Genomic DNA, 22,649 nt, shown 5'->3' with positions numbered 1-22,649 from the left:
GCTTTTTTATTTCAGGCCGAAAAATGACTGATTACCTGCTGCTCTTTGTCGGAACTGTGCTGGTCAATAACTTTGTACTGGTCAAGTTTCTGGGTCTTTGCCCGTTTATGGGGGTTTCCAAAAAGCTGGAAACCGCAATGGGTATGGGGCTCGCCACCACGTTTGTGATGACGCTGGCGTCTATCTGCGCCTGGCTGATTGACACCTGGATTTTGATTCCGCTCGATCTCATCTACCTGCGAACGCTGGCGTTTATTCTGGTCATCGCGGTGGTAGTGCAATTTACTGAGATGGTGGTGCGTAAAACCAGTCCGGCATTGTACCGCCTGCTGGGGATCTTCCTGCCGCTCATCACCACCAACTGCGCGGTGCTCGGCGTGGCGCTGTTGAACATTAACCTCGGTCATAATTTTTTGCAGTCGGCGTTGTACGGTTTCTCCGCCGCCGTCGGCTTCTCTCTGGTGATGGTGCTGTTCGCGGCGATTCGCGAGCGCCTCGCCGTGGCAGACGTCCCTGCCCCTTTTCGCGGTAACGCGATTGCACTGATTACCGCAGGTTTAATGTCTCTGGCCTTTATGGGCTTTAGTGGTTTGGTGAAGTTGTAATGAATGCTATCTGGATTGCCGTAGTCGCCGTGAGCCTGCTGGGCCTGGCATTCGGCGCCATCCTGGGGTACGCCTCCCGCCGGTTTGCCGTGGAAGACGATCCCGTAGTCGAAAAAATCGACGAAATTTTACCGCAGAGCCAGTGTGGGCAGTGCGGCTATCCTGGCTGCCGCCCTTATGCTGAAGCCATCGGTAGTCAGGGTGAAAAAATTAACCGCTGTGCGCCAGGCGGCGAAGCGGTGATGTTGAAAATCGCAACGTTACTGAACGTCGATCCGCAACCTATCGATGGTGATGAACAGGAAGTTGCGCCAGTGCGTATGCTGGCGGTCATCGATGAAAACAATTGCATCGGCTGCACTAAATGTATTCAGGCATGCCCGGTGGATGCCATTGTGGGCGCCACGCGCGCGATGCATACGGTCATGAGCGATCTCTGCACCGGCTGTAACCTGTGCGTTGACCCGTGCCCGACGCAATGCATTGAATTACGCCCGGTAGCGGAAACACCTGACAGTTGGAAGTGGGATTTGAACACCATCCCCGTTCGTATCATTCCCGTGGAACAACATGCTTAAGTTATTCTCTGCATTCAGAAAAGATAAAATCTGGGATTTCGATGGCGGCATTCATCCGCCGGAAATGAAAACCCAGTCAAACGGTACGCCTCTGCGACAGGTTCCACTGGCGCCGCGCTTTATCATTCCTCTTAAGCAGCATATTGGCGCTGAGGGCGAGCTGTGCGTTAACGTGGGCGATCGCGTCCTGCGAGGCCAGCCGCTGACCCGTGGTCGCGGCCGCATGCTGCCCGTCCATGCGCCGACGTCCGGGAAAGTTATCGCGATTGAGCCCCACTCTACCGCGCACCCGTCGGCCCTGGCTGAGCTTAGCGTGATGATTGATGCCGATGGCGAAGATCGCTGGATCGAACGCGACGGCTGGGCGGATTATCAGCGCCGCAGCCGCGAAGAGCTAATTACCCGAATTCACCAGTTCGGCGTTGCCGGGCTCGGCGGCGCGGGGTTCCCGACCGGCGTCAAATTACAGGGCGGCGGCGATAAGATTGAAACGCTGATCATCAACGCGGCGGAGTGTGAACCCTATATCACCGCTGATGACCGCTTAATGCAGGATTGCGCCGCGCAGGTGGTGGAAGGCATCCGTATCCTTGCCCATATTCTGCAACCGCGTGAGGTCCTGATAGGTATCGAAGATAACAAGCCGCAGGCCATTTCAATGCTGCGTGCCGTTCTGGCCGATGCGCATGATATCGCGTTACGCGTTATCCCAACGAAATACCCTTCCGGCGGCGCAAAACAACTTACCCAGATCCTGACCGGGAAACAGGTTCCGCACGGTGGTCGCTCTTCTGATATCGGCGTGCTGATGCAAAACGTTGGTACGGCTTATGCCGTCAAACGCGCAGTGATTGACGGGGAACCGATCACCGAGCGCGTTGTGACCTTGACCGGAGAGTCCGTCAGCCGTCCCGGTAACGTCTGGGCCAGGCTGGGGACGCCTGTCAGCCACCTGCTTAATGATGCGGGCTTCTGTTCTTCAGCCGATCAAATGGTGATTATGGGCGGCCCGCTGATGGGCTTTACCCTGCCCTGGCTTGATGTTCCCGTCGTGAAGATCACTAACTGCCTTCTCGCGCCTTCCGCTACGGAAATGGGCGAAACGCCGGAAGAGCAAGGTTGTATCCGCTGTAGCGCCTGTGCCGATGCCTGTCCCGCCGATTTGTTGCCCCAACAGTTGTACTGGTTCAGCAAAGGCCAACAGCACGATAAAGCCACCGCGCATAACATTGCCGACTGCATTGAGTGCGGCGCTTGCGCCTGGGTATGCCCCAGCAGCATTCCGCTTGTGCAGTATTTCCGTCAGGAAAAAGCGGAGATTTACGCGATCGCGCAAGAAGAAAAACGCGCGGCTGAAGCGAAAGCGCGTTTCGAGGCCAGACAGGCGCGACTGGAGCGTGAGAAAGCCGCACGCCTTGAGCGCCATAAAAATGCGGCCGCACAACCTGCGGCAAAAGATCAGGATGCCATCGCCGCAGCGCTGGCGCGCGTAAAAGAGAAACAGGCACAGGCGACTCAGCCTGTTGTCATCAACGCGGGAGAGAAGCCGGATAACAGCGCGGTTATTGCTGCCCGTGAAGCGCGTAAAGCGCAGGCGCGCGCCAGACAGACGGAGAACGCCGCTGCGGAACCCGCCGAGCCGGTCGACCCGCGCAAAGCCGCCGTCGAAGCGGCAATTGCCCGCGCCAAAGCACGCAAGCAGGAACAGCAGGCCGCTGCGGAACCTACCGAACCGGTCGACCCGCGTAAAGCCGCTGTCGAAGCGGCAATTGCCCGCGCCAAAGCGCGCAAGCAGGAACAGCAGGCCGCTGCGGAACCCGCCGAACCGGTCGACCCGCGCAAAGCCGCTGTCGAAGCAGCAATTGCCCGCGCCAAAGCGCGCAAGCAGGAACAGCAGGCCGCTGCGGAACCCGCCGAACCGGTCGACCCGCGTAAAGCCGCCGTCGCAGCGGCGATTGCCCGCGTTCAGGCAAAAAAAGCAGCACAGCAGCAGGTTGTTAACGAGGAATAAATGGTATTCAGAATCGCAAGCTCGCCTTATACCCATAACCAGCGCCAGACATCGCGTATCATGATGCTGGTGTTAATCGCCGCGCTGCCGGGGATTGCCACCCAGCTATGGTTTTTCGGTTGGGGCACATTGTTCCAGATTATACTGGCCGCAGTCAGCGCGCTGGCCGCAGAAGCCGCCGTGCTTCAACTGCGTAAACAGCCAATCGCCGCTATCTTAAAAGACAATTCAGCATTGCTGACCGGTTTACTGCTCGCTGTGAGCATACCGCCTCTCGCTCCGTGGTGGATGGTGGTATTAGGCACCGTATTTGCCGTCATTATCGCCAAGCAGCTTTACGGCGGTCTGGGGCAAAACCCATTCAACCCAGCGATGATTGGTTATGTTGTTTTGTTGATTTCATTCCCGGTACAGATGACAAGCTGGCTCCCGCCGCATGACATCGCCGCAACGGCGCCAGGCCTTCTGGATGCGTTGCAGGTCATCTTCACCGGACACACCGCCAGCGGCGGCGACATGAATACGTTACGCATGGGCATTGACGGCATCAGCCAGGCTACGCCGCTCGATACGTTCAAAACCTCGTTACATGCCGGGCACGCCGTTGAACAGATTATGCAGTACCCTATCTACAGCGGCATGCTGGCCGGTGCGGGCTGGCAGTGGGTAAACATCGCCTGGCTTATTGGCGGCGTGTGGCTGCTCTGGCAAAAAGCGATCCGCTGGCACATTCCGGTCAGCTTTTTAGTGACGCTGGCTGTCTGCTCCACTCTGGGATGGGCATTCGCCGGGGATTCACTGGCGTCTCCGCAGTTGCATCTGCTTTCTGGCGCGACAATGCTGGGCGCGTTCTTTATTCTGACCGATCCCGTCACCGCCTCGACAACCAATCGTGGTCGTCTGATTTTTGGCGCGCTGGCGGGTTTGTTAGTGTGGTTGATTCGCAGTTTCGGGGGATACCCGGACGGTGTGGCGTTCGCCGTACTGCTGGCGAATATCACGGTGCCTTTGATTGATTACTACACCCGACCTCGCGTCTACGGGCATCGCTAAGGACACCCCATGCTGAAAACGATTCGTAAACACGGTATCACGCTGGCGCTGTTTGCCGCAGGCTCGACGGGGCTGACGGCGGCCATTAACCTGGTCACTAAATCGACGATTGCCGAGCAGGCGGTTCTCCAGCAAAAAGCGTTATTTGATCAGGTTCTGCCTGCCGATCGCTACAATAATACCTTGCAGGACAGCTGCTTTCTGGTGAATGCTCCGGCGCTGGGCAAAGGTACGCACCGCATCTATATCGCCCGTCAGGACGATAAGCCCGTCGCCGCCATTCTTGAAGCCACGGCGCCGGACGGCTATTCTGGCGCCATACAGCTCCTGGTTGGCGCTGATTTCAGCGGCACTGTGCTGGGTGCACGCGTGACAGAACATCATGAGACGCCTGGCCTGGGCGATAAAATTGAGCTGCGCTTATCCGACTGGATCACCCACTTCAGCGGGAAGACGATCGGCGCTGAGAACGATGCTCACTGGGCAGTGAAAAAAGACGGCGGTGATTTTGACCAGTTTACCGGCGCAACCATTACCCCTCGGGCAGTGGTCAACGCGGTGAAGCGTGCGGGCCTGTACGCGCAGACCTTACCGGCGCAACTTCCTCAACTTACCGCCTGTGGAGAATAAACCATGAGCGAAATTAAAGACGTTATCGTTCAGGGCTTGTGGAAAAACAACTCAGCGCTTGTACAGCTGCTTGGCATGTGCCCGCTACTGGCAGTGACCTCCACCGCCACGAACGCATTAGGCCTCGGCCTCGCCACCACGCTGGTGTTGACGCTGACCAACCTGACAATTTCCGCCCTGCGCCGCTGGACGCCAGCGGAAATCCGCATCCCAATCTACGTAATGATCATCGCGTCCGTGGTCAGTGCAGTACAGATGCTGATCAACGCTTATGCCTTCGGCTTGTATCAGTCGCTGGGGATCTTCATTCCACTGATTGTGACCAACTGCATCGTTGTGGGGCGCGCAGAGGCTTTTGCCGCGAAAAAAGGCCCGGCGCTGTCCGCGCTGGACGGTTTTTCCATTGGCATGGGGGCGACCGGTGCCATGTTTGTCCTCGGCTCCATGCGTGAAATCATCGGCAATGGCACGTTGTTTGATGGCGCTGACGGTCTGCTGGGCGACTGGGCGAAAGTGCTGCGCGTGGAGATTTTTCATACCGACTCGCCTTTCCTGCTGGCGATGCTGCCGCCCGGCGCTTTTATTGGCCTGGGGCTGATGCTGGCCGTGAAGTACCTTATTGACGAGAAAATGAAAAAACGCCGCGCCGAAGCCGTTGCCGCTGAGCTTCCGTCAGGTGAAACAGGGAATGTGTAATGAACAAAACAAAACGACTGGAAATATTAACGCGCCTGCGTGACAACAATCCACACCCCACAACGGAGTTAAATTTCACCTCGCCGTTTGAGCTACTCATCGCCGTATTGCTGTCAGCACAGGCCACGGACGTCAGCGTGAATAAAGCGACCGCAAAACTTTATCCCGTCGCCAATACCCCGGCGGCTATGCTGGAGCTTGGCGTCGAGGGCGTAAAGTCGTATATCAAGACTATCGGCCTGTTCAACAGCAAAGCGGAGAATGTGATTAAGACCTGCCGGATGTTGCTTGAACTGCACAATGGCAAGGTTCCAGAGGATCGGGCGGCTCTGGAAGCGCTGCCCGGCGTCGGGCGTAAAACAGCTAACGTGGTGCTCAATACCGCATTTGGCTGGCCAACTATCGCTGTCGATACGCATATTTTCCGCGTCTGTAACCGGACACAGTTCGCCCCCGGTAAAAACGTCGAGCAGGTGGAAGAAAAACTGCTCAAGGTCGTTCCAGCGGAATTTAAAGTCGATTGCCACCACTGGTTAATTCTGCATGGCCGCTACACCTGCATTGCCCGTAAACCACGCTGCGGCTCCTGCATTATTGAAGATCTTTGCGAATACAAAGAGAAAGTCGATATCTGATGCGCCAGGGGCGACGCCGTACGCCCCGACGCATAACAATTTGTTATCCACTTCGGCTCACCTGTTTACCCGACTATGATACCGGCCCGCTTCGCTTTCTTAATGCAATGTTCTTTTGATTTAACACTTCACCAGGTTAATCGTTTTTTTAGAAACTGAAATTTCTATCTATACGTGATCCAGATCACGTTGATAACTTCGTGTAAAATTTTTTATCAAATACGGTTAAAATTACAACCAGATGACCTGATGATGCCTTTTCAATACAAAACATTACACTGGCTATTTTTCAGATAATGGCCTATATCACTACTTTAAACCTCAAATAGCAGAACATATCGCCACCATCCGCTTTTTCGCCCATCCCTGTAGTGTAAAAAACTGCCATTTTACAAATGAAGAAATTTAACGCTACATAACATTTCTCAGTCCCGATGATTCCACCACGCAAGATATATGTAACAGAATATTACAAACCCCTTGTATGGAAGGGAAAGATAGTGAACATTACTTGCCGTTTCCCCTCCCACTATAACAATCGGACGGATGAACTTGACTCATCACGCGCCAGAACACCCCCGTTAATATGGGATGTAAAAAAAGAGGTAAAAGTGTCTACTGCAAACAATAAACCAACTGAAAGCGTCAGTTTGAACGCTTTCAAACAACCGAAATCGTTCTATCTCATTTTCTCTATTGAGTTATGGGAGCGTTTTGGTTATTACGGCCTGCAAGGAATTATGGCCGTCTACCTGGTTAAACAACTGGGTATGTCAGAAGCGGATTCCATCACCCTTTTCTCTTCCTTTAGCGCCCTGGTGTATGGTCTGGTCGCCATTGGCGGCTGGTTAGGGGATAAAGTTCTGGGCACCAAACGCGTCATTATGCTGGGTGCTATCGTACTGGCGATTGGTTATGGCCTGGTCGCCTGGTCCGGTCATGATGTTGCGATCGTCTATATGGGGATGGCGACCATCGCCGTAGGTAACGGTCTGTTCAAAGCGAACCCGTCTTCTCTGCTGTCGACCTGCTATGCCAAAGATGACCCGCGTCTGGACGGTGCATTCACCATGTACTACATGTCCATCAACATCGGTTCCTTCTTCTCTATGCTGGCGACGCCGTGGCTTGCCGCAAAATTCGGCTGGAGTGTGGCGTTTGCCCTGAGCTTCGTCGGTATGCTCATCACGGTGGTTAACTTCCTGTTCTGCCGCAGTTGGGTTAAAGATTACGGCTCAAAACCAGACTTCGAAGCGGTACATTTCGGTAAATTGCTGGCGACTATCGCAGGCGTTATCGTGCTGATCGCTATCGCGACCTGGCTGCTGCACAACCAGGGCATTGCACGTATGGTTCTGGGCGTGATCGCTCTGGGTATCGTGATTATCTTTGGTAAAGAAGCGTTCGCGATGCAGGGCGCGGCACGTCGTAAAATGATCGTCGCATTCATCCTGATGCTGGAAGCGATTATCTTCTTTGTGCTGTACAGCCAGATGCCGACGTCACTGAACTTCTTCGCAATCCGTAACGTTGAACACACAATCCTCGGTATCGCGGTTGAACCGGAGCAGTATCAGGCGCTGAACCCGTTCTGGATCATCATTGGTAGCCCGATTCTGGCGGCCATCTATAACAAGATGGGTGATACGCTGCCGATGCCGACTAAATTCGCTATCGGTATGGTTCTGTGCTCTGGCGCGTTCCTCGTTCTGCCGCTGGGCGCGAAATTCGCTACAGATGCAGGCATTGTGTCTGTTAACTGGCTCATCCTCAGCTACGGTCTGCAAAGTATCGGTGAGCTGATGATCTCCGGCCTGGGTCTGGCAATGGTTGCCCAGCTGGTTCCGCAGCGTCTGATGGGCTTCATCATGGGTAGCTGGTTCCTGACTACGGCGGGCGCCAACCTGATTGGTGGCTACGTGGCTGGCATGATGGCGGTGCCGGAAAACGTTACTGACCCGCTGATGTCTCTGGAAGTTTACGGTCGCGTATTCCTGCAAATCGGTGTCGCCACTGCGGTTATCGCCGCGCTGATGCTTATCACCGCGCCGAAACTGAATCGTATGACTCAGGATGATGAAGAAAACGCGAAGGCCGCCAAAACCGCTACCGCGTAATTTTCAGGGAAACTGATATTCAGGCCGCTAACGTGCGTTAGCGGCTTTTTTTTTGCCTGATGCCGCACTACCATACGTTAAACCTCAGCAAAAAGGAGTTACCGATGAAACTGTTCTACAAACCGGGCGCCTGTTCTCTTGCTTCTCACATCACCCTGCGGGAAAGCGGTATTGATTTCACGCTGGATGGCGTTGATCTGGCGAAAAAGCGTCTGGAAAACGGCGATGATTATTTCGCGGTAAACCCAAAAGGACAGGTTCCGGCTCTGCTGCTGGACGATGGCACCTTACTGACCGAAGGCGTTGCGATTATGCAATATCTGGCAGATAGCGTGCCCGATCGTCAGCTGTTGGCACCGACAGGCACCATCTCCCGCTACAAAACGCTGGAATGGCTCAACTATATTGCCACGGAGTTGCACAAAGGTTTTACGCCACTCTTCCGCCCGGATACGCCAGAGGAATATAAACCGATTGTCCGTGCGCAGCTGGAGAAAAAATTGCACTACGTGAATGACGCGCTCCAGGAAGGCCTGTGTCTTTGCGGCCAGCGTTTCACGATCGCAGATGCCTACCTTTTTACCGTGTTGCGTTGGGCGAAAGCGGTGAAGCTGAATATGGAAGGATTAAGCCATATCGACGTTTATATGGCGCGGGTCGCTGAACGCCCCTGCGTGGCGGCGGCGCTGAAGGCGGAAGGTTTGAACTAATGGTTGTTGCGCCGGATGGCGGCTACGCCTTATCCGGCCTACAGAACACCCCGTAGGCCCGGTTAGCGTTAGCGCCACCTGGCACTTTGCCGGATGGCGGCTGCGCCTTATCCGGCCTACAGAACAACCCGTAGGCCCGGTTAGCGTTAGCGCCACCGGGCACTTTGCCGGATGGCGGCTGCGCCTTAATCCGGCCTACAGAACAACCCGTAGGCCCGGTAAGCGTTAGCGCCACCGGGCGCTTCGGTAAAACTCACAGCTGCGTCGCGCTGAAATAGTGTTCAGGTTTAGCAATGCGATCCTGCGCGGCCACCACCTGCAACTCGTATTCCTGCATATTTTTCGTGGCGATCATAATTTCATATACCGCCGCAGTAACGTGTTCAAGCGCTTGCTGCAACGTTGCGCCCTGCAACAGTTTTACCAGCAACAAACCGCTGGTCACATCCCCGACACCCACCGGCTGACACATCCCGAAATCAACAAGCGGACGGCTAATATGCCAGGCTTCATCCGCCGTCACCAGCAACATCTCAAAGCGGTCGGGGCTGTATCCTGCCCGGGCGAGATGTTTAACCAGCACGACTTGCGGCCCTTCAGCAATCAGCTCCCTGGCAGCCAGTACGGCTTCATTAACATTATTGACCGCATGTTCACAGAGAATTTCCAGCTCCACCAGATTGGGCGCGATAATGTCGCTGGCCGGGAGCGCATGGCGAACGAGGAACTCAGCGACGCCAGGCGCCACGATGCACCCTTTTTCAGGATGACCCATAACCGGATCGCAGAAATATTTCGCCTGTGGATTCGCCGCTTTTACTTTACGGACAATCCCCAGAATATGCTCACCCTGCTCTGCGGAACCCAGATAGCCGCTAAGAACCGCATCGCACGTCTGAAGTTTATCGATATCCGCAATACCCTGAACAATTTCAGTCAAATGTTCGGGCGGCATAACGCAACCGGTCCATTTGCCATACTGCGTGTGGTTAGAAAACTGAACGGTATTCAGCGGCCAGACATTCGCGCCAAGGCGGCGCATCGGAAATTCAGCAGCACTGTTGCCCGCATGGCCGAACACAACATGCGACTGGATGGCGAGGATATTCTTCATGTTTACCATAACCCTAAAATAATAAAGGGGCGTGGTTTCCCACGCCCCTGCTGACTTTTTATTATTTCCAGCAAATCAGACAGTAATTCTTTTTACCGCGGCGCAACAGCGTGTAGCGCCCGAATAAAATGTCGCTGTCCTGGAAGAAATATTCCGGGTCTGACTGTTTTTCACCGTTGATGGTCACCGCATTAGAGGCGATGGTTTTACGTGCCTGACCACGAGACGGTTGCAGTTCGGAATCCACCAGCGCCTGCATCAGATCGGCGCCTTTTTCCATCTCGATCATCGGCACGCCATCCTGAGCCAGTTGTTCGAAATCGGCTTCGCTGAGATCGCTCAGATTACCGTTGAACAGGCTTTCAGTGATACGTTTCGCCGCAACCAGACCTTCTTCGCCATGCACCAGGCGCGTGACCTGCTCTGCCAGCACATACTGGGCACGCGGCGCTTTACCGCTGTGCTTATCTTCTTCTTCCAGCGCATTGATCTCGGCAATGTCCATGAAGGTGAAGAATTTCAGGAAGCGGTACACGTCAGCATCTGCGGTGTTGATCCAGAACTGGTAGAACTTGTACGGACTGGTCTTTTTCGGATCCAGCCATACCGCGCCGCCTTCGGTTTTACCGAACTTGGTGCCATCCGCTTTGGTGATCAGCGGTACGGTCAGACCGAACACCTGGTTCTGATGCAGACGACGGGTCAGATCGATACCGGAGGTGATGTTGCCCCACTGGTCAGAGCCGCCGATTTGCAGCGTAACGCCGTGCAGTTTATTCAGGCAGGCAAAGTCATAACCCTGCAACAGGTTATAGGAGAACTCGGTAAAGGAGATACCCTGATCGTCACGGTTCAGACGTTGCTTCACCGCTTCTTTGTTGATCATCTGATTGACGGAGAAGTGCTTGCCGATGTCGCGCAGGAAGGTCAGCACATTCATGCCGCCAAACCAGTCGTAGTTATTCGCGGCAATGGCGGAATTGTCACCACAGTCAAAATCGAGGAACGGTGCAACCTGCTTGCGGATTTTATCCACCCACTCCTGCACAGTATCTTCGGTGTTCAGTTTACGCTCAGCGGCTTTAAAGCTCGGGTCGCCAATCAGACCGGTCGCGCCGCCTACCAGCGCAACAGGCTTGTGACCTGCCTGCTGGAAGCGTTTCAGGCATAACAATGGAACAAGATGCCCCAAATGCAAGCTGTCAGCGGTAGGGTCGAAGCCGCAATAGAGCGCGATTGGGCCTTGCGCCAGTCGCTCTGCTAACGCTTCCTCGTCCGTTACCTGGGCCACCAGCCCCCGCTCTTGCAATTGTTTAATCAAGTTACTGCTTGCCATCAAAATCTCCATGTATAAAACGACTGCACCTTTGCCGGTACACGACTTTTCGCCAGACGCGAAAGGTATATAGAATAAAGCGCTGACGCACGCAGCGCTAGCGCTTAACACAACAAATTTCGGGGTTTAAGGAGCAAGCCGGTCAATTTTCCACGCGTTGTTTTCGCGCTGGTATAAAAAGCGGTCGTGTAAACGGTGTTCGCCGCCCTGCCAGAACTCCATCTGTTCAATATTGACACGGAATCCGCCCCAGAAGCTGGGCAACGGGACTTCCCCTTGCTGGAACTTCTGCTTCAGCTCAAGGAATTTGCTTTCCAGAATGCCGCGCGCAGAGATTCGGCTGGATTGTTTAGACACCCAGGCGCCAATCTGGCTGTCGCGCGGGCGGCTGTGGAAGTATTTCACCACTTCAAGCGTGGAAAGGCGTTCCGCTTTGCCAGTCACCATCACCTGCCGTTCCAGCATATGCCACGGGAACAACAGACTGATGCGCGGATTATTTTCGAGGTGATGCGCCTTACGGCTGCCCAGGTTGGTGTAAAACACCATCCCTTTTTCATCGTAATGTTTAAGCAGCACAATGCGTTGATAAGGCTGACCGTTTTCATCGACGGTGGCGACCACCATCGCGGTCGGGTCCGCCAGTCTGGCATCACATGCCTGACCCAGCCAGCGTTCGAAAAGGGTTAACGGTTCAGCGGGAAGATCGTTGCGACGCAGGCCGCCTCTGGTGTATTCACGGCGCAGATGCGCGATTTGCTGCAATTCGTCGTTATCAGACATGGTGTTCGCTACGGATTGTCAGTGGGTGGCGCTATTGTGCGCCGCCCAGGTGAAAATCTCAACGCTTCGGGTTTTGTAACTGGCAGTTATTCAGCACAATTCTGTCGCGTTTATAGACCGTTGCGCCATCGCCTTTTGACCAAAAGACGTAGATGCCGTCCGTGTAACGTGCTCCCGACGCAGACATGCCCTGTTTGAGGTTCAGCAGTTTATTGTCGTAAACAAAATTCACCTCTTGCCGGGTATTGTTCATTTTTACGGTAAGCGGTTTTTCATCACACTGATATTCCAGCGTGTCCGTTTGCATACGCTCAAGCAATTGGTTGTAGACGCTACAACCGCTCAGGAGCACAGGCAGACATACAATGAGCAGTTTTTTCATAGACATATCCCGAAGACTTTCCTGGTCCGAAGGGCAAATACGCCCTTCCTAACCCTTTCAGTTTAACGGCAGACAGGCCCGGAAAAATTCAGTTAACTCTGAGTTCGCGGGTTCGCCGGGAAAATGGCCCCCAGAATGCTGGATTCTGTGGCCCCCGTCACCGAAGGGAGGTTCCCCGGCAACCCGGCGAGCGTGCGCCACGCCAGCCAGGCAAACGCCAGCGCTTCCATATCATCGCCACTGATCCCGGCTTCATCCGTGCTGGTAACTTCCGTACCCGGCAGCAACCCGGCCAGACGCGCCATCAGCAAAGGGTTACGACTCCCGCCGCCGCACACCATCAGCCGCTCGCAGCCGCCGCTTAACAGAACCTGTTCAGAAATTGTCACCGCGGTCAGCTCAGCCAGCGTTGCCTGAATATCGCGGGGAGCGAGGCCAGGAAAGGCCGAAAGGTGGCGTTCTATCCAGCCATAGTTGAAATACTCACGCCCGGTGCTTTTCGGCGCGGGCGCTGAAAAATAGGGATCGCTCAACATATTTTGCAGCAGCGGAATTATCACTTTCCCTTCGCTGGCCCATTGCGCGTCTTTATCATAAGGCTTAGCGCACTGCCGCCAGATCCAGGCATCCATGAGCATATTGCCTGGCCCGGTATCGTACCCTCTTACCGGTTGACCCGGTATGAGCAAAGACAGGTTGGCGATACCGCCAATGTTCAGCACCATCCGACGCTCTGTCGGGTGCGCCAGCAACGCCTGGTGAAACGCGGGAACCAGCGGCGCGCCTTGCCCGCCCAGCGCAATATCGCGACGACGAAAATCACCGACAACCGTTATCCCGGTTCGCGCGACAATTTGGTTGTTATCACCGATTTGTAAGGTATGCGGCGCAGCGCCGGTAGGTTCATGCCAGACCGTCTGACCATGACAGCCGATGGCGACAATATCCCGCGGCCGCAGTTTTTCCTGCGCCAGTAGCGCGTTCACCGCGTCGGCAAAAAGCTGCCCGAGCTGCGTATCCAACTGGCCAAACTGGGAAAGCGTGAGTTGTTGCCCCTGGCAAATATCCAGAATGGCTTGTTTAAGATGAACGGGGATGGGCCAGGTCAGGCTCGCCTGCTGTGCGACCATCGTTTCATCAATTGCCGCCAGCACAACATCGACGCCATCAAGGCTGGTTCCAGACATAACGCCGATAAAACGGCCCGATTTCATACATCTTCCTTTTAGCGTGTTAAGCATGATTTTAGCGTTACCACTCAACCACAAAGTTTCCGCTAATACCATGCTTCATTAAGCATTTTTACCCTTCGATGCAGACGCTGACACTCTGTTCTGATAAATCTCATGGATGATTCGTTTATACTTGGTTAACCCAAATCTGATTATGATTTTCACATTGTTCCAGCAGAACATGTGCCTTTACGGTCGTATATGCCATATAATTTAACCATGAGGGATGCTTTGTGGCGTTTCATGGTGAACAGGAGATTTATAGATGATTAAACGTGTGCTGATCGTTTCACTGATGGGCTTATCTTTAGCGGGTTGTGTGAATAACGATAGCCTGTCCGGTGATGTCTATACCGCGTCCGAGGCGAAACAAGTGCAGAATGTCACATACGGCACTGTCGTTAACGTCCGTCCGGTGCAAATCCAGGGCGGTGATGACTCCAACGTGATCGGCGCTATCGGTGGTGCAGTGCTCGGTGGTTTCCTCGGTAATACCATCGGTGGCGGGACGGGTCGTTCACTGGCGACGGCCGCTGGCGCAGTCGCTGGCGGCGTAGCGGGACAAGGCGTCCAGGGCGCGATGAACAAAACTCAGGGTGTGGAACTGGAAATCCGTAAGGATGACGGCAACACCATTATGGTGGTACAGAAACAGGGCGATACCCGTTTCTCCGCAGGTCAGCGTGTTGTTCTGGCCAGCAACGGCAGCCAGGTTACTGTTTCTCCGCGCTAATCCAACAGACGTGTGGTCAGCCTCTGGCCACACGCCTTTCTTCTGCTCTTAGTTCTGAGACTGCAACTCAATAATATTGTGCTCAAGTTTCGCAATCAGCTTAATTAACAGCTCAAGTTCCTGCGGCGAAATCCCTTCCAGAATCTCTCCACGCGTTTTATTGATCACGGCTTCCATCTCTGTGATGAGCGGTTCCGCCTTCTCCGTCAGCTTAATTCGCTTGGCGCGACGATCGCTGGCGCAGGTTTGTCGTGAGATAAGCCCTTTGTCTTCAAGCTGATCCAGCGTACGCACCAGAGACGGTTGTTCAATGCCAATCGCTTTGGCTAACTGTATTTGCGACTGATCCGGCGGAAGTTGGTGAATATTATGCAGCGTTACCCAGTGTGTCTGCGTCAACTCCAGAGGTTTCAGGCGATGGTCAATCAGAGCACGCCAAATGCGCACCAACCGTGCCAGATCAGAACCTAGTGGCGATTCCAATTTCATCTCCTTATAATTAGCTTGCTAAGATATTATACTGATTTTAGAATAGTGTGCAGCATTTATATGCTCAAAACAAATGTATTGCTAAATTTGCTTACAGGTAGACATTTTTTCAGACATTATGCGGAAAAGACGTGCTGTACCTCGGTTTTTACTAAACCTATAGCAACGCTGTTTAACGCAAAGGATTCTTGCTTGTGACGTTTATACCCACTGCAACAGGATTGCCCCTACAAGATCTGGTGATCGGCGCATCTGTCTATTTCCCTCCGCTTTTCAAAGCATTCGCGCTTGGATTTGTTATCTGGCTGCTGGCGCATCGCCTGCTACGCGACTGGATTTACTCGGGTGAAATCTGGCACCCCCTGCTGATGGATCTGTCGATATTTGCACTTTGCGTGTGCCTGAGCCTTATTTTGCTGATTGCGTGGTGATTATGTCGCTTAAAACAATGAAATACTTTTCAACGATTGTGGTTGCGGCCATCGCGGTTCTGGCCGGTTGGTGGCTATGGAATTACTACATGCAGTCTCCGTGGACGCGCGACGGTAAAGTACGGGCGGAACAGGTGAGCATTACGCCTCAGGTCTCCGGCAGCATCACCAAACTCAATATAAAAGATAACCAGTTCGTGAATGCAGGCGATCTGCTCTTTTCTATCGATAAGACCCCTTTTCACATCGCTGAGCTTAATGCGCAGGCAGAACTGGCTAAAGCCCGCTCCGATTTAGCGAAAGCCAATAATGAAGCCAACCGGCGTCGCCATTTATCACAAAATTACATCTCTGCCGAAGATATGGACACCGCAAACCTGAACGTTAAAGCGATGCAGGCCAGCGTCGAAGCGGCGGAAGCGTCATTAAAACAGGCGCAATGGCAATTAGCCCAGACCGACGTTCGCGCGCCGGTCGCGGGCTGGGTGACAAACCTCTCAACGCGCACGGGGGATTACGCCTCCACCGGCCAACCGCTGTTTGCGCTGGTCGACAGCCACTCGTTCTACGTCATGGGATATTTCGAAGAGACGAAACTGCGCCATATTCGCGAAGGCGCTCCGGCGCAGATCACCCTCTACAGCGGCAACGTAAAGTTACAGGGTCACGTATCCAGTATTGGCCGGGCGATTTATGATCAAAGCGTGGAGAGCGATTCCGGCCTGGTCCCTGACATTAAACCTAACGTTCCCTGGGTTCGTCTGGCGCAGCGCGTGCCGGTGCGTATCGAATTTGATGCGTTACCCCATGATGTCACGCTGGTTTCGGGCACAACATGCAGCGTGGCTATCGGTCAGCGCTAATGAAGCTCCCTCACCTGACCTGGCGCGATACGCCCTGGTTCAAAGCAACCTCTGGGCAATGGCGCTATGCATTGCGCAATACCCTCGCCATGTGCCTGGCGCTGACGTTCGCCTACTACATCAACCTGGATGAGCCATACTGGGCGATGACCTCTGCCGCCGTGGTAAGTTTTCCGACGGTAGGCGGCGTGATCAGTAAAAGTCTGGGGCGTATTGCCGGGAGTTTACTTGGCGCCACCGCCGCGCTCATCATCGCAGGTCACACGCTAAACGAACCCTGGCTCTTTTTATTAAGCATGGCGGCCTGGATTGGCTTTTGCACCTGGGCCTGCGCCCATTTCACCAATAACGTCGCCTACGCCTTCCAGCTGGCGGGTTACACGGCCGCCATCATCGCCTTTCCCATGGTCAACATCATCGAGGTCACTCAGTTGTGGGATATCGCCCAGGCCAGGGTCTGCGAGGTGATCGTCGGTATTCTTTGCGGCGGCATGATGATGATGATCCTCCCCAGCACCTCTGACGGCACGGCGCTGTTGACCGCGCTGAAAAATATGCACGCACGGTTGCTGGAGCACGCCAGCCTGCTCTGGCAGCCGGAAACCACCGATGCGATACGTTCTGCCCATGAAGGGGTTATCGGCCAAATTCTGACGATGAACCTGCTGCGCATTCAGGCATTCTGGAGTCACTACCGTTTTCGTCGCCAGAACGCGCTGCTTAACGCTCTGCTGCATCAGCAGCTTCGCCTGACCAGCGTCATTTCCAGCCTCCGCAGGATGTTGCTGAACTGGCCCAACCCGCCGGAGCAGACCCGCGATGTGATTGAACAACTGTTGACCGCGCTGGCTAATCCGCGTACCGACAGTTATACCGTCGCGCGCATTATTGCCCCGCTACATCCGAAAAACCGACAGGATTACCGCCACGTCGCCTTCTGGCAGCGATTGCGCTATTTCTGCCAGCTCTACTTACACAACAGCCATCAGCTACGGTTGCTGGAAAACGGCGCCGCAGTCGATGAGATCAAAGTAACGCACAGCCCCGGTCTGGCTCGCCATACGGACAACGCCGAAGCGATATGGAGCGGATTGCGCACATTTACCACCCTCATGGTGATTGGCGCGTGGAGTATCGGTTCACAATGGGAATCCGGTTCAGGGGCGTTAACGCTGGCGGCCATCAGCTGCGTACTCTATTCCGCCGTCGCCACGCCGTTTAAATCACTCTCTTTATTGATGCGCACGCTGATTCTGCTCTCGTTGTTCAGCTTCGTCGTCAAATTCGGTTTGATGGTGCAGATAACCGATCTCTGGCAGTTTTTTCTGTTTCTGTTTCCTTTGCTGGCCACGATGCAACTGCTGAAGCTGCAAATGCCGAAACTCGCCGGGCTTTGGGGGCAGTTGATCGTTTTTATGGGATCGTTTATCGCCGTCACCAATCCCCCCGTGTATGACTTTGCTGATTTTCTTAATGACAATACGGCTAAAATTGCCGGGGTCGCGCTGTCGTGGCTGGCGTTTGCGATCCTGCGTCCGGGTTCGGATGCCCGCAAAAGCCGTCGCCATATCCGCGCATTGCGCAGAGATTTTGTCGATCAGCTCAGTCGTCATCCATCACACAGCGAGAATGAGTTTGAATCGCTGACCTATCATCACGTCAGTCAACTCAGCAATAGCCAGGATGCGCTGGCGCGACGCTGGCTGTTACGCTGGGGAGTGGTACTGCTGAATTGTTCACATGTGGTGTGGCAACTGCGTGCCTGGGAAACCCGCTCCGACCCGCTTTCGCGCGTCCGGGATATCTGTATTGCCTTGTTGCGCGACGTGATGAGCGAGCGCGGCGTGCAGCAACGGCCGCTGGCGACCACGCTCCAGGAGCTACAGCGTATTTGCAACGCGCTGTCGCATCATCATCAACCTGCGGCTCAGGAACTGGCGGCGCTCATCTGGCGATTACACTGCTCGCTGTCGCAGCTTGAGCAAGCGCCGCCGCAGGGTTCACTGACATCCTGACTATTTGATGACGCCGCAGGCGTAACGCTCGCCACCACCGCCAAGCGGTTTCGGCTGATCGGACATGTTATCGCCGCCGACGTGGATCATCAGCGCTTTATCTTTGATTTCATCAAGAGATTTCAGGCGCGGCGCAGTAACAGGCGTGGTGGCTATCCCGTCATTATTGACCACCAGCACGGGAAGATCGCCCATATGCCCGGCGCCTTCCGGCCCCTCGTGCTTCCCGGTATTGTGCGGGTCGAAATGCCCGCCCGCCGCTTCTGCCGCCGAGGCTTTACCCTCTTTAATCGCAGGCTGGCAACTGCCGTTAGCATGGATATGAAAACCATGCTCACCCGGCGGCAGCGCTTTCAGATCGGGAGTAAACTCCAGCCCTTTATCCGTTTCGGCAATAGTTACGCTGCCAATCGACTGCCCGACGCCTTGCGAAGTCACCAGATTCATCGTCACTTCTTCACTGGCGGCCTGTGCACCCGCACAGGCCAGCAGGGTTAACATTGCCAGACTCAAACGCTTCATAAGACCTCCGTCAAATGTGTTTACCCGGTTAAGTGTAAACCAGTGACACAATTTTGAACGGAAAGCCGAAAACGGAGCATTACGGCACGTCGTAACCTAGCGCCGCCTTGCGGATACGGAACCATTGCTGACGCGACATCGTCAGAGACTCTGCCTCAATCGCTGCGCGTACGCGCTCAATTTTACCGGAGCCGATAATCGGCAACGGCTGAGACGGCAGGCGTAAAATCCACGCATATACCACCTGCTCAATCGTGGTCGCGTTCAGCTCTTCCGCAATCGCAGCAAGTTCGTTGCGCAGCGGCGCGAATTCATCATCATTAAACAGACGACCGCCGCCAAGACAGGACCACGCCATCGGTCGAATACGCAGTTGCTGTAGCTGATCCAGCGTGCCGTCCAGTAGCAGTGGCTGATGAACCGGTGAAATCTCAACCTGGTTCGTGGCAAGGGTAAACGGCAGACGCGATTGCAGCAGCGTAAACTGGGCCGGGGTAAAGTTAGAGACGCCAAAGTGGCGCACTTTTCCGCTCTGGTGGAGATGCTGGAATGCTTCCGCGACGTCGTCCGCATCCATTAACGGGTCGGGACGATGGATGAGCAGCAGATCAAGACGGTCGGTCGCCAGATTTTTCAGGGACTGCTCAGCGCTGGCGATAATGTGGTCGCGGTCAGTGATGTAATGGCCGAGTACATTTTCAGCCCGGGCGGTCGTGGCGATACCACACTTCGTTACGATCTGCATCCGCTCACGCAGGTGCGGCGCCAGTTTCAACGCTTCGCCAAACGCGGCCTCACATTGATAACCGCCGTAGATATCCGCATGGTCAACGGTCGTGACGCCCAAATCAAGATGCTCTTCAATAAAGCTGACCAGCTGACGCGCAGACATATTCCAGTCCATCAGACGCCAGTAACCCATCACGAAGCGCGAAAATTCCGGGCCTTGCGGGGCAATAGTGATACGCTGAACCATAACCGCTTCCTCATATATAGATGTTTAGCGAGTATACGCAATTACGGTTTCAAAAGAGTGAGGGTTGTTGAGGTTCTTCCTGCGGGTTCGGTTTGTTTGCGCGTAATTTGCGCATAAGACGCTGACGACAAAGCCGCAACACGTCCTGCTTCTCGGCGTCGCTCATTTTTTGCCAGTTGAAACGCTCATCCCGACTGCGCAGACAGCCGCGACAAAATCCGCGCTCATCCGACTGACAGATCCCCCGGCACGGGCTTGGAACGGGAAAAAACTCTAACTGCTCGGCCACACTCTCTCCTCAACGAAAGCACTTATGCTTATTGAAGACGCTAACTGGCTTTCTGGCAACCTGACTTGCATTAGACCGATTGGTCTATTACACTCAGCGGCATGAACAAACAGACTGAACATGACACCCGCGAACATCTTCTGGCTACCGGCGAGCAGCTTTGTATGCAGCGTGGCTTCACCGGAATGGGATTGAGCGAGCTGCTCAAAACCGCCGAAGTGCCGAAGGGGTCGTTTTATCACTATTTTCGTTCCAAAGAAGCGTTTGGCGTCGCCATGCTGGAACGGCATTACGCCGGATATCATCAGCGGCTGGCAACGCATTTTGACGCCGGAGCGGGCAACTATCGTGACCGCATTCTGGCTTACTATCAGGAAACCCTGAATCAGTTTTGCCAGCAAGGCACTATCAGCGGCTGTTTGACCGTAAAGCTGTCCGCCGAAGTGTGCGATCTCTCAGAAGATATGCGCACTGCGATGGACAAAGGCGCGCGGCATATTATTACGCTGTTAGCGCAAGCGCTGGAAAAAGGACGCGAAGCCCGCTGTCTCTCTTTTGCTGGCGAGCCGCTGCAACAGGCGCAGATCCTGTATGCGTTGTGGCTAGGCGCGAATCTGCACGCCAAAATTTCGCGCAGTGCCGCCCCGTTTGAAAGCGCGCTGGCACATGTAAAAACGATTATCGCAACGCCTGCGGCTTAACGGGCGTTTTTATTTTCCTTATCACTAGACGACCGGTCTACTTATACCAGGAGCCATTATGTCATCTGAGAAACTGTTTACCCCGCTGAAAGTGGGCGCAATTACGGCAGCAAACCGTGTGTTCATGGCCCCTCTGACGCGTTTGCGCAGCATTGAACCGGGCGACATTCCCACCCCGTTAATGGCCGAGTATTATCGTCAACGCGCCAGCGCCGGGCTAATCATCAGTGAAGCGACGCAGATCTCCGCACAGGCGAAAGGCTATGCGGGCGCACCGGGTCTGCACAGCGCGGAACAGATCGAGGCATGGAAAAAAATTACCGCTGGCGTTCATGCCAAACAGGGGCACATTGCTGTTCAACTCTGGCATACCGGTCGAATTTCTCATTCCAGCCTGCAACCCGGCGGCCAGCCCCCTGTCTCCTCGTCTGCGATCGGCGCTGGCACCCGTACCTCGCTGCGCGATGAAAACGGCCAGGCCATTCGTGTCGACACCTCAATGCCGCGCGCGCTGGAAACCGACGAGATCCCAGGCATCGTCAACGATTTCCGTCAGGCTATCGCCAATGCGCGTGAAGCCGGTTTCGACCTGGTAGAACTGCATTCCGCCCACGGCTATCTGCTGCACCAGTTCCTTTCCCCGACGTCAAACCATCGTACTGATCAGTACGGCGGCAGCGTTGAGAACCGCGCGCGTCTGGTGCTGGAAGTCGTCGATGCCGGTATTCAGGAATGGGGGGCAGATCGAATTGGTATTCGTGTTTCCCCTATCGGCACATTCCAGAATGTCGACAATGGCCCGAATGAAGAAGCCGATGCGCTCTATCTGATTGAGGAACTGGGTAAACGCGGCATTGCCTATCTGCACATGTCCGAACCTGACTGGGCTGGCGGCGAACCGTATACTGACGCCTTCCGTGAGAAAGTTCGCGCCCGCTTCCACGGCCCAATCATTGGCGCAGGCGCCTATACGCCGGAAAAAGCGGAAGACCTGCTCAATAAGGGCCTGATCGACGCCGTCGCGTTTGGCCGGGCGTATATCGCTAACCCGGACCTGGTAGCTCGTCTGCAACGCAAAGCAGAACTGAACCCACAACGCGCAGAAAGCTTCTACGGCGGCGGCGCTGAAGGTTACACAGACTATCCTACCCTGTAATCCTGCGTTGGTAGCGGCGTAAAAACGCCGCTATACTAGAACAACATTTTGAATGTATTGACCATTCAGCACTTTTGAGGGGAAAAAGATGCGTTTACTTCATACCATGCTGCGTGTTGGCGACTTGCAGCGTTCCATCGAATTCTACACCAACGTACTGGGCATGAAGCTGCTGCGCACCAGCGAAAACCCGGAATACAAATACTCTCTGGCATTCGTGGGTTACGGCCCGGAAAGCGAAGAAGCGGTGATCGAGTTAACTTACAACTGGGGCGTTGATAAGTACGAGCTGGGCACGGCCTATGGCCATATCGCCCTGAGCGTCGACAATGCTGCCGAAGCCTGCGAGCGCATTCGCCAGAACGGCGGTAACGTCACGCGTGAAGCGGGTCCGGTAAAAGGTGGCTCCACCGTCATCGCGTTTGTTGAAGATCCTGATGGCTACAAAATTGAGCTGATTGAAGCCAAAGACGCCGGTCGCGGTCTGGGCAACTAATCTCCCGCCGGGCGCAGACTCTCCTGTGCCCGTTGTTTTACTGCATCTCAGCGTAAAATTTGCCATAATGCGCGCTGCAATTTTCCGTATTAAGAG

Annotated in this window: 24 protein-coding genes and 1 pseudogene; 16 read left to right on the top strand and 9 right to left on the bottom strand. The window is 54.6% G+C overall.

What is annotated here, in order from left to right; translation table 11 throughout:
- Positions 1-23 precede the first annotated feature (23 nt).
- From rsxA to gstA, 9 genes are all read left to right on the top strand, one after another.
- A complete protein-coding gene (rsxA, locus tag OGV67_RS13495; protein WP_005121199.1) occupies positions 24-605 on the top strand; it encodes an electron transport complex subunit RsxA in 582 nt (193 codons plus the stop codon).
- On the top strand, positions 605-1,183 hold the full coding sequence (gene rsxB, locus OGV67_RS13490) for an electron transport complex subunit RsxB (protein ID WP_012132512.1): 579 nt from the start codon (positions 605-607) through the stop codon (positions 1,181-1,183). Before rsxA ends, rsxB begins: the two co-directional genes overlap by 1 nt.
- Entirely contained in the window at positions 1,176-3,194 is a 2,019-nt protein-coding gene (gene rsxC / locus OGV67_RS13485) for an electron transport complex subunit RsxC (protein ID WP_115614821.1), read from the top strand. The genes rsxB and rsxC overlap by 8 nt, the downstream gene beginning before the upstream one ends.
- Positions 3,195-4,247 (top strand): electron transport complex subunit RsxD, encoded by a 1,053-nt coding sequence (rsxD, locus tag OGV67_RS13480; RefSeq protein ID WP_012132514.1) that lies wholly within the window; start codon positions 3,195-3,197, stop codon positions 4,245-4,247.
- Positions 4,248-4,256: 9 nt separating this feature from the next.
- The gene (rsxG, locus tag OGV67_RS13475; protein WP_071258158.1) at positions 4,257-4,877 is read left to right on the top strand and encodes an electron transport complex subunit RsxG; all 621 of its coding nucleotides are present in this window, start codon (positions 4,257-4,259) and stop codon (positions 4,875-4,877) included.
- Between the two features lie 3 nt (positions 4,878-4,880).
- Positions 4,881-5,573, top strand: coding sequence for an electron transport complex subunit E (locus OGV67_RS13470; RefSeq protein WP_012132516.1), 693 nt, complete (start codon positions 4,881-4,883; stop codon positions 5,571-5,573).
- Positions 5,573-6,208, top strand: a complete 636-nt coding sequence (gene nth, locus OGV67_RS13465) for an endonuclease III (RefSeq protein WP_115614822.1) — start codon at positions 5,573-5,575, stop codon at positions 6,206-6,208. Before OGV67_RS13470 ends, nth begins: the two co-directional genes overlap by 1 nt.
- Before the next feature lie 611 nt (positions 6,209-6,819).
- Positions 6,820-8,325, top strand: coding sequence for a dipeptide/tripeptide permease DtpA (gene dtpA / locus OGV67_RS13460; protein ID WP_024130362.1), 1,506 nt, complete (start codon positions 6,820-6,822; stop codon positions 8,323-8,325).
- Between the two features lie 104 nt (positions 8,326-8,429).
- Positions 8,430-9,035, top strand: coding sequence for a glutathione transferase GstA (gstA, locus tag OGV67_RS13455; RefSeq protein ID WP_049008483.1), 606 nt, complete (start codon positions 8,430-8,432; stop codon positions 9,033-9,035).
- A 253-nt stretch (positions 9,036-9,288) separates the two neighbouring features.
- On the opposite strand, the gene pdxY is transcribed toward gstA, so the two are convergent.
- From pdxY to anmK, 5 genes are all read right to left on the bottom strand, one after another.
- The gene (gene pdxY / locus OGV67_RS13450) at positions 9,289-10,149 is read right to left on the bottom strand and encodes a pyridoxal kinase PdxY (RefSeq protein WP_286465623.1); all 861 of its coding nucleotides are present in this window, start codon (positions 10,147-10,149) and stop codon (positions 9,289-9,291) included.
- A gap of 61 nt (positions 10,150-10,210) precedes the next feature.
- A complete protein-coding gene (gene tyrS / locus OGV67_RS13445) occupies positions 10,211-11,485 on the bottom strand; it encodes a tyrosine--tRNA ligase (protein ID WP_047457251.1) in 1,275 nt (424 codons plus the stop codon).
- Between the two features lie 126 nt (positions 11,486-11,611).
- Complete coding sequence (pdxH, locus tag OGV67_RS13440) at positions 11,612-12,268, bottom strand: pyridoxamine 5'-phosphate oxidase (protein WP_012132522.1); 657 nt, start codon at positions 12,266-12,268, stop codon at positions 11,612-11,614.
- Between the two features lie 58 nt (positions 12,269-12,326).
- The gene (gene mliC, locus OGV67_RS13435; RefSeq protein WP_012132523.1) at positions 12,327-12,656 is read right to left on the bottom strand and encodes a C-type lysozyme inhibitor; all 330 of its coding nucleotides are present in this window, start codon (positions 12,654-12,656) and stop codon (positions 12,327-12,329) included.
- Between the two features lie 86 nt (positions 12,657-12,742).
- On the bottom strand, positions 12,743-13,864 hold the full coding sequence (anmK, locus tag OGV67_RS13430; protein WP_058669075.1) for an anhydro-N-acetylmuramic acid kinase: 1,122 nt from the start codon (positions 13,862-13,864) through the stop codon (positions 12,743-12,745).
- A gap of 283 nt (positions 13,865-14,147) precedes the next feature.
- Between anmK and slyB the strand changes: the two genes are divergently transcribed.
- Positions 14,148-14,615 carry an outer membrane lipoprotein SlyB gene (gene slyB, locus OGV67_RS13425; protein WP_012132525.1) on the top strand — a complete coding sequence of 156 codons (468 nt, stop codon included), beginning with the start codon at positions 14,148-14,150 and terminating at the stop codon, positions 14,613-14,615.
- A 48-nt stretch (positions 14,616-14,663) separates the two neighbouring features.
- Here slyB and slyA read toward each other — a convergent pair whose 3' ends face one another.
- Positions 14,664-15,104, bottom strand: coding sequence for a transcriptional regulator SlyA (slyA, locus tag OGV67_RS13420; RefSeq protein WP_012132526.1), 441 nt, complete (start codon positions 15,102-15,104; stop codon positions 14,664-14,666).
- Positions 15,105-15,298: 194 nt separating this feature from the next.
- Here slyA and OGV67_RS13415 point away from each other — a divergent pair, with 194 nt between their 5' ends.
- The 3 genes and pseudogenes from OGV67_RS13415 to OGV67_RS13405 all read left to right on the top strand — a co-directional run bounded on the left by OGV67_RS13415 (position 15,299) and on the right by OGV67_RS13405 (position 18,438).
- Positions 15,299-15,535, top strand: a complete 237-nt coding sequence (locus tag OGV67_RS13415; RefSeq protein ID WP_012132527.1) for a DUF1656 domain-containing protein — start codon at positions 15,299-15,301, stop codon at positions 15,533-15,535.
- Positions 15,536-15,537: 2 nt separating this feature from the next.
- Positions 15,538-16,398 carry an efflux RND transporter periplasmic adaptor subunit gene (locus OGV67_RS13410; RefSeq protein WP_115609337.1) on the top strand — a complete coding sequence of 287 codons (861 nt, stop codon included), beginning with the start codon at positions 15,538-15,540 and terminating at the stop codon, positions 16,396-16,398.
- Positions 16,398-18,438, top strand: a pseudogene (locus OGV67_RS13405) (FUSC family protein). Before OGV67_RS13410 ends, OGV67_RS13405 begins: the two are co-directional and overlap by 1 nt.
- On the opposite strand, the gene sodC reads toward OGV67_RS13405, so the two are convergent.
- From sodC to OGV67_RS13390, 3 genes are all read right to left on the bottom strand, one after another.
- Positions 18,414-18,935 carry a superoxide dismutase [Cu-Zn] SodC gene (sodC, locus tag OGV67_RS13400; protein ID WP_012132530.1) on the bottom strand — a complete coding sequence of 174 codons (522 nt, stop codon included), beginning with the start codon at positions 18,933-18,935 and terminating at the stop codon, positions 18,414-18,416. The pseudogene OGV67_RS13405 and the gene sodC overlap by 25 nt on opposite strands.
- 79 nt (positions 18,936-19,014) lie before the next feature.
- Entirely contained in the window at positions 19,015-19,911 is an 897-nt protein-coding gene (locus tag OGV67_RS13395; protein WP_200003685.1) for an aldo/keto reductase, read from the bottom strand.
- 49 nt (positions 19,912-19,960) lie between these two features.
- Complete coding sequence (locus OGV67_RS13390; protein WP_012132532.1) at positions 19,961-20,200, bottom strand: DUF1289 domain-containing protein; 240 nt, start codon at positions 20,198-20,200, stop codon at positions 19,961-19,963.
- 101 nt (positions 20,201-20,301) lie between these two features.
- On the opposite strand from OGV67_RS13390, the gene OGV67_RS13385 reads away from it, so the two are divergent.
- The 3 genes from OGV67_RS13385 (at position 20,302) to gloA (ending at position 22,553) form a co-directional block, all read left to right on the top strand.
- Positions 20,302-20,901, top strand: a complete 600-nt coding sequence (locus OGV67_RS13385; RefSeq protein WP_110494291.1) for a TetR/AcrR family transcriptional regulator — start codon at positions 20,302-20,304, stop codon at positions 20,899-20,901.
- Positions 20,902-20,959: 58 nt separating this feature from the next.
- Positions 20,960-22,057 carry an alkene reductase gene (locus tag OGV67_RS13380; RefSeq protein ID WP_115614826.1) on the top strand — a complete coding sequence of 366 codons (1,098 nt, stop codon included), beginning with the start codon at positions 20,960-20,962 and terminating at the stop codon, positions 22,055-22,057.
- Between the two features lie 88 nt (positions 22,058-22,145).
- Positions 22,146-22,553 carry a lactoylglutathione lyase gene (gene gloA, locus OGV67_RS13375; RefSeq protein WP_024130371.1) on the top strand — a complete coding sequence of 136 codons (408 nt, stop codon included), beginning with the start codon at positions 22,146-22,148 and terminating at the stop codon, positions 22,551-22,553.
- Positions 22,554-22,649 lie beyond the last annotated feature (96 nt).

The organism is Citrobacter sp. CK188 (assembly GCF_030333525.1).
Taxonomy (GTDB): domain Bacteria; phylum Pseudomonadota; class Gammaproteobacteria; order Enterobacterales; family Enterobacteriaceae; genus Citrobacter_B; species Citrobacter_B koseri.
Note: the sequence above shows the minus strand (reverse complement) of the source record. Positions and strands in the feature narration are given on the sequence as shown.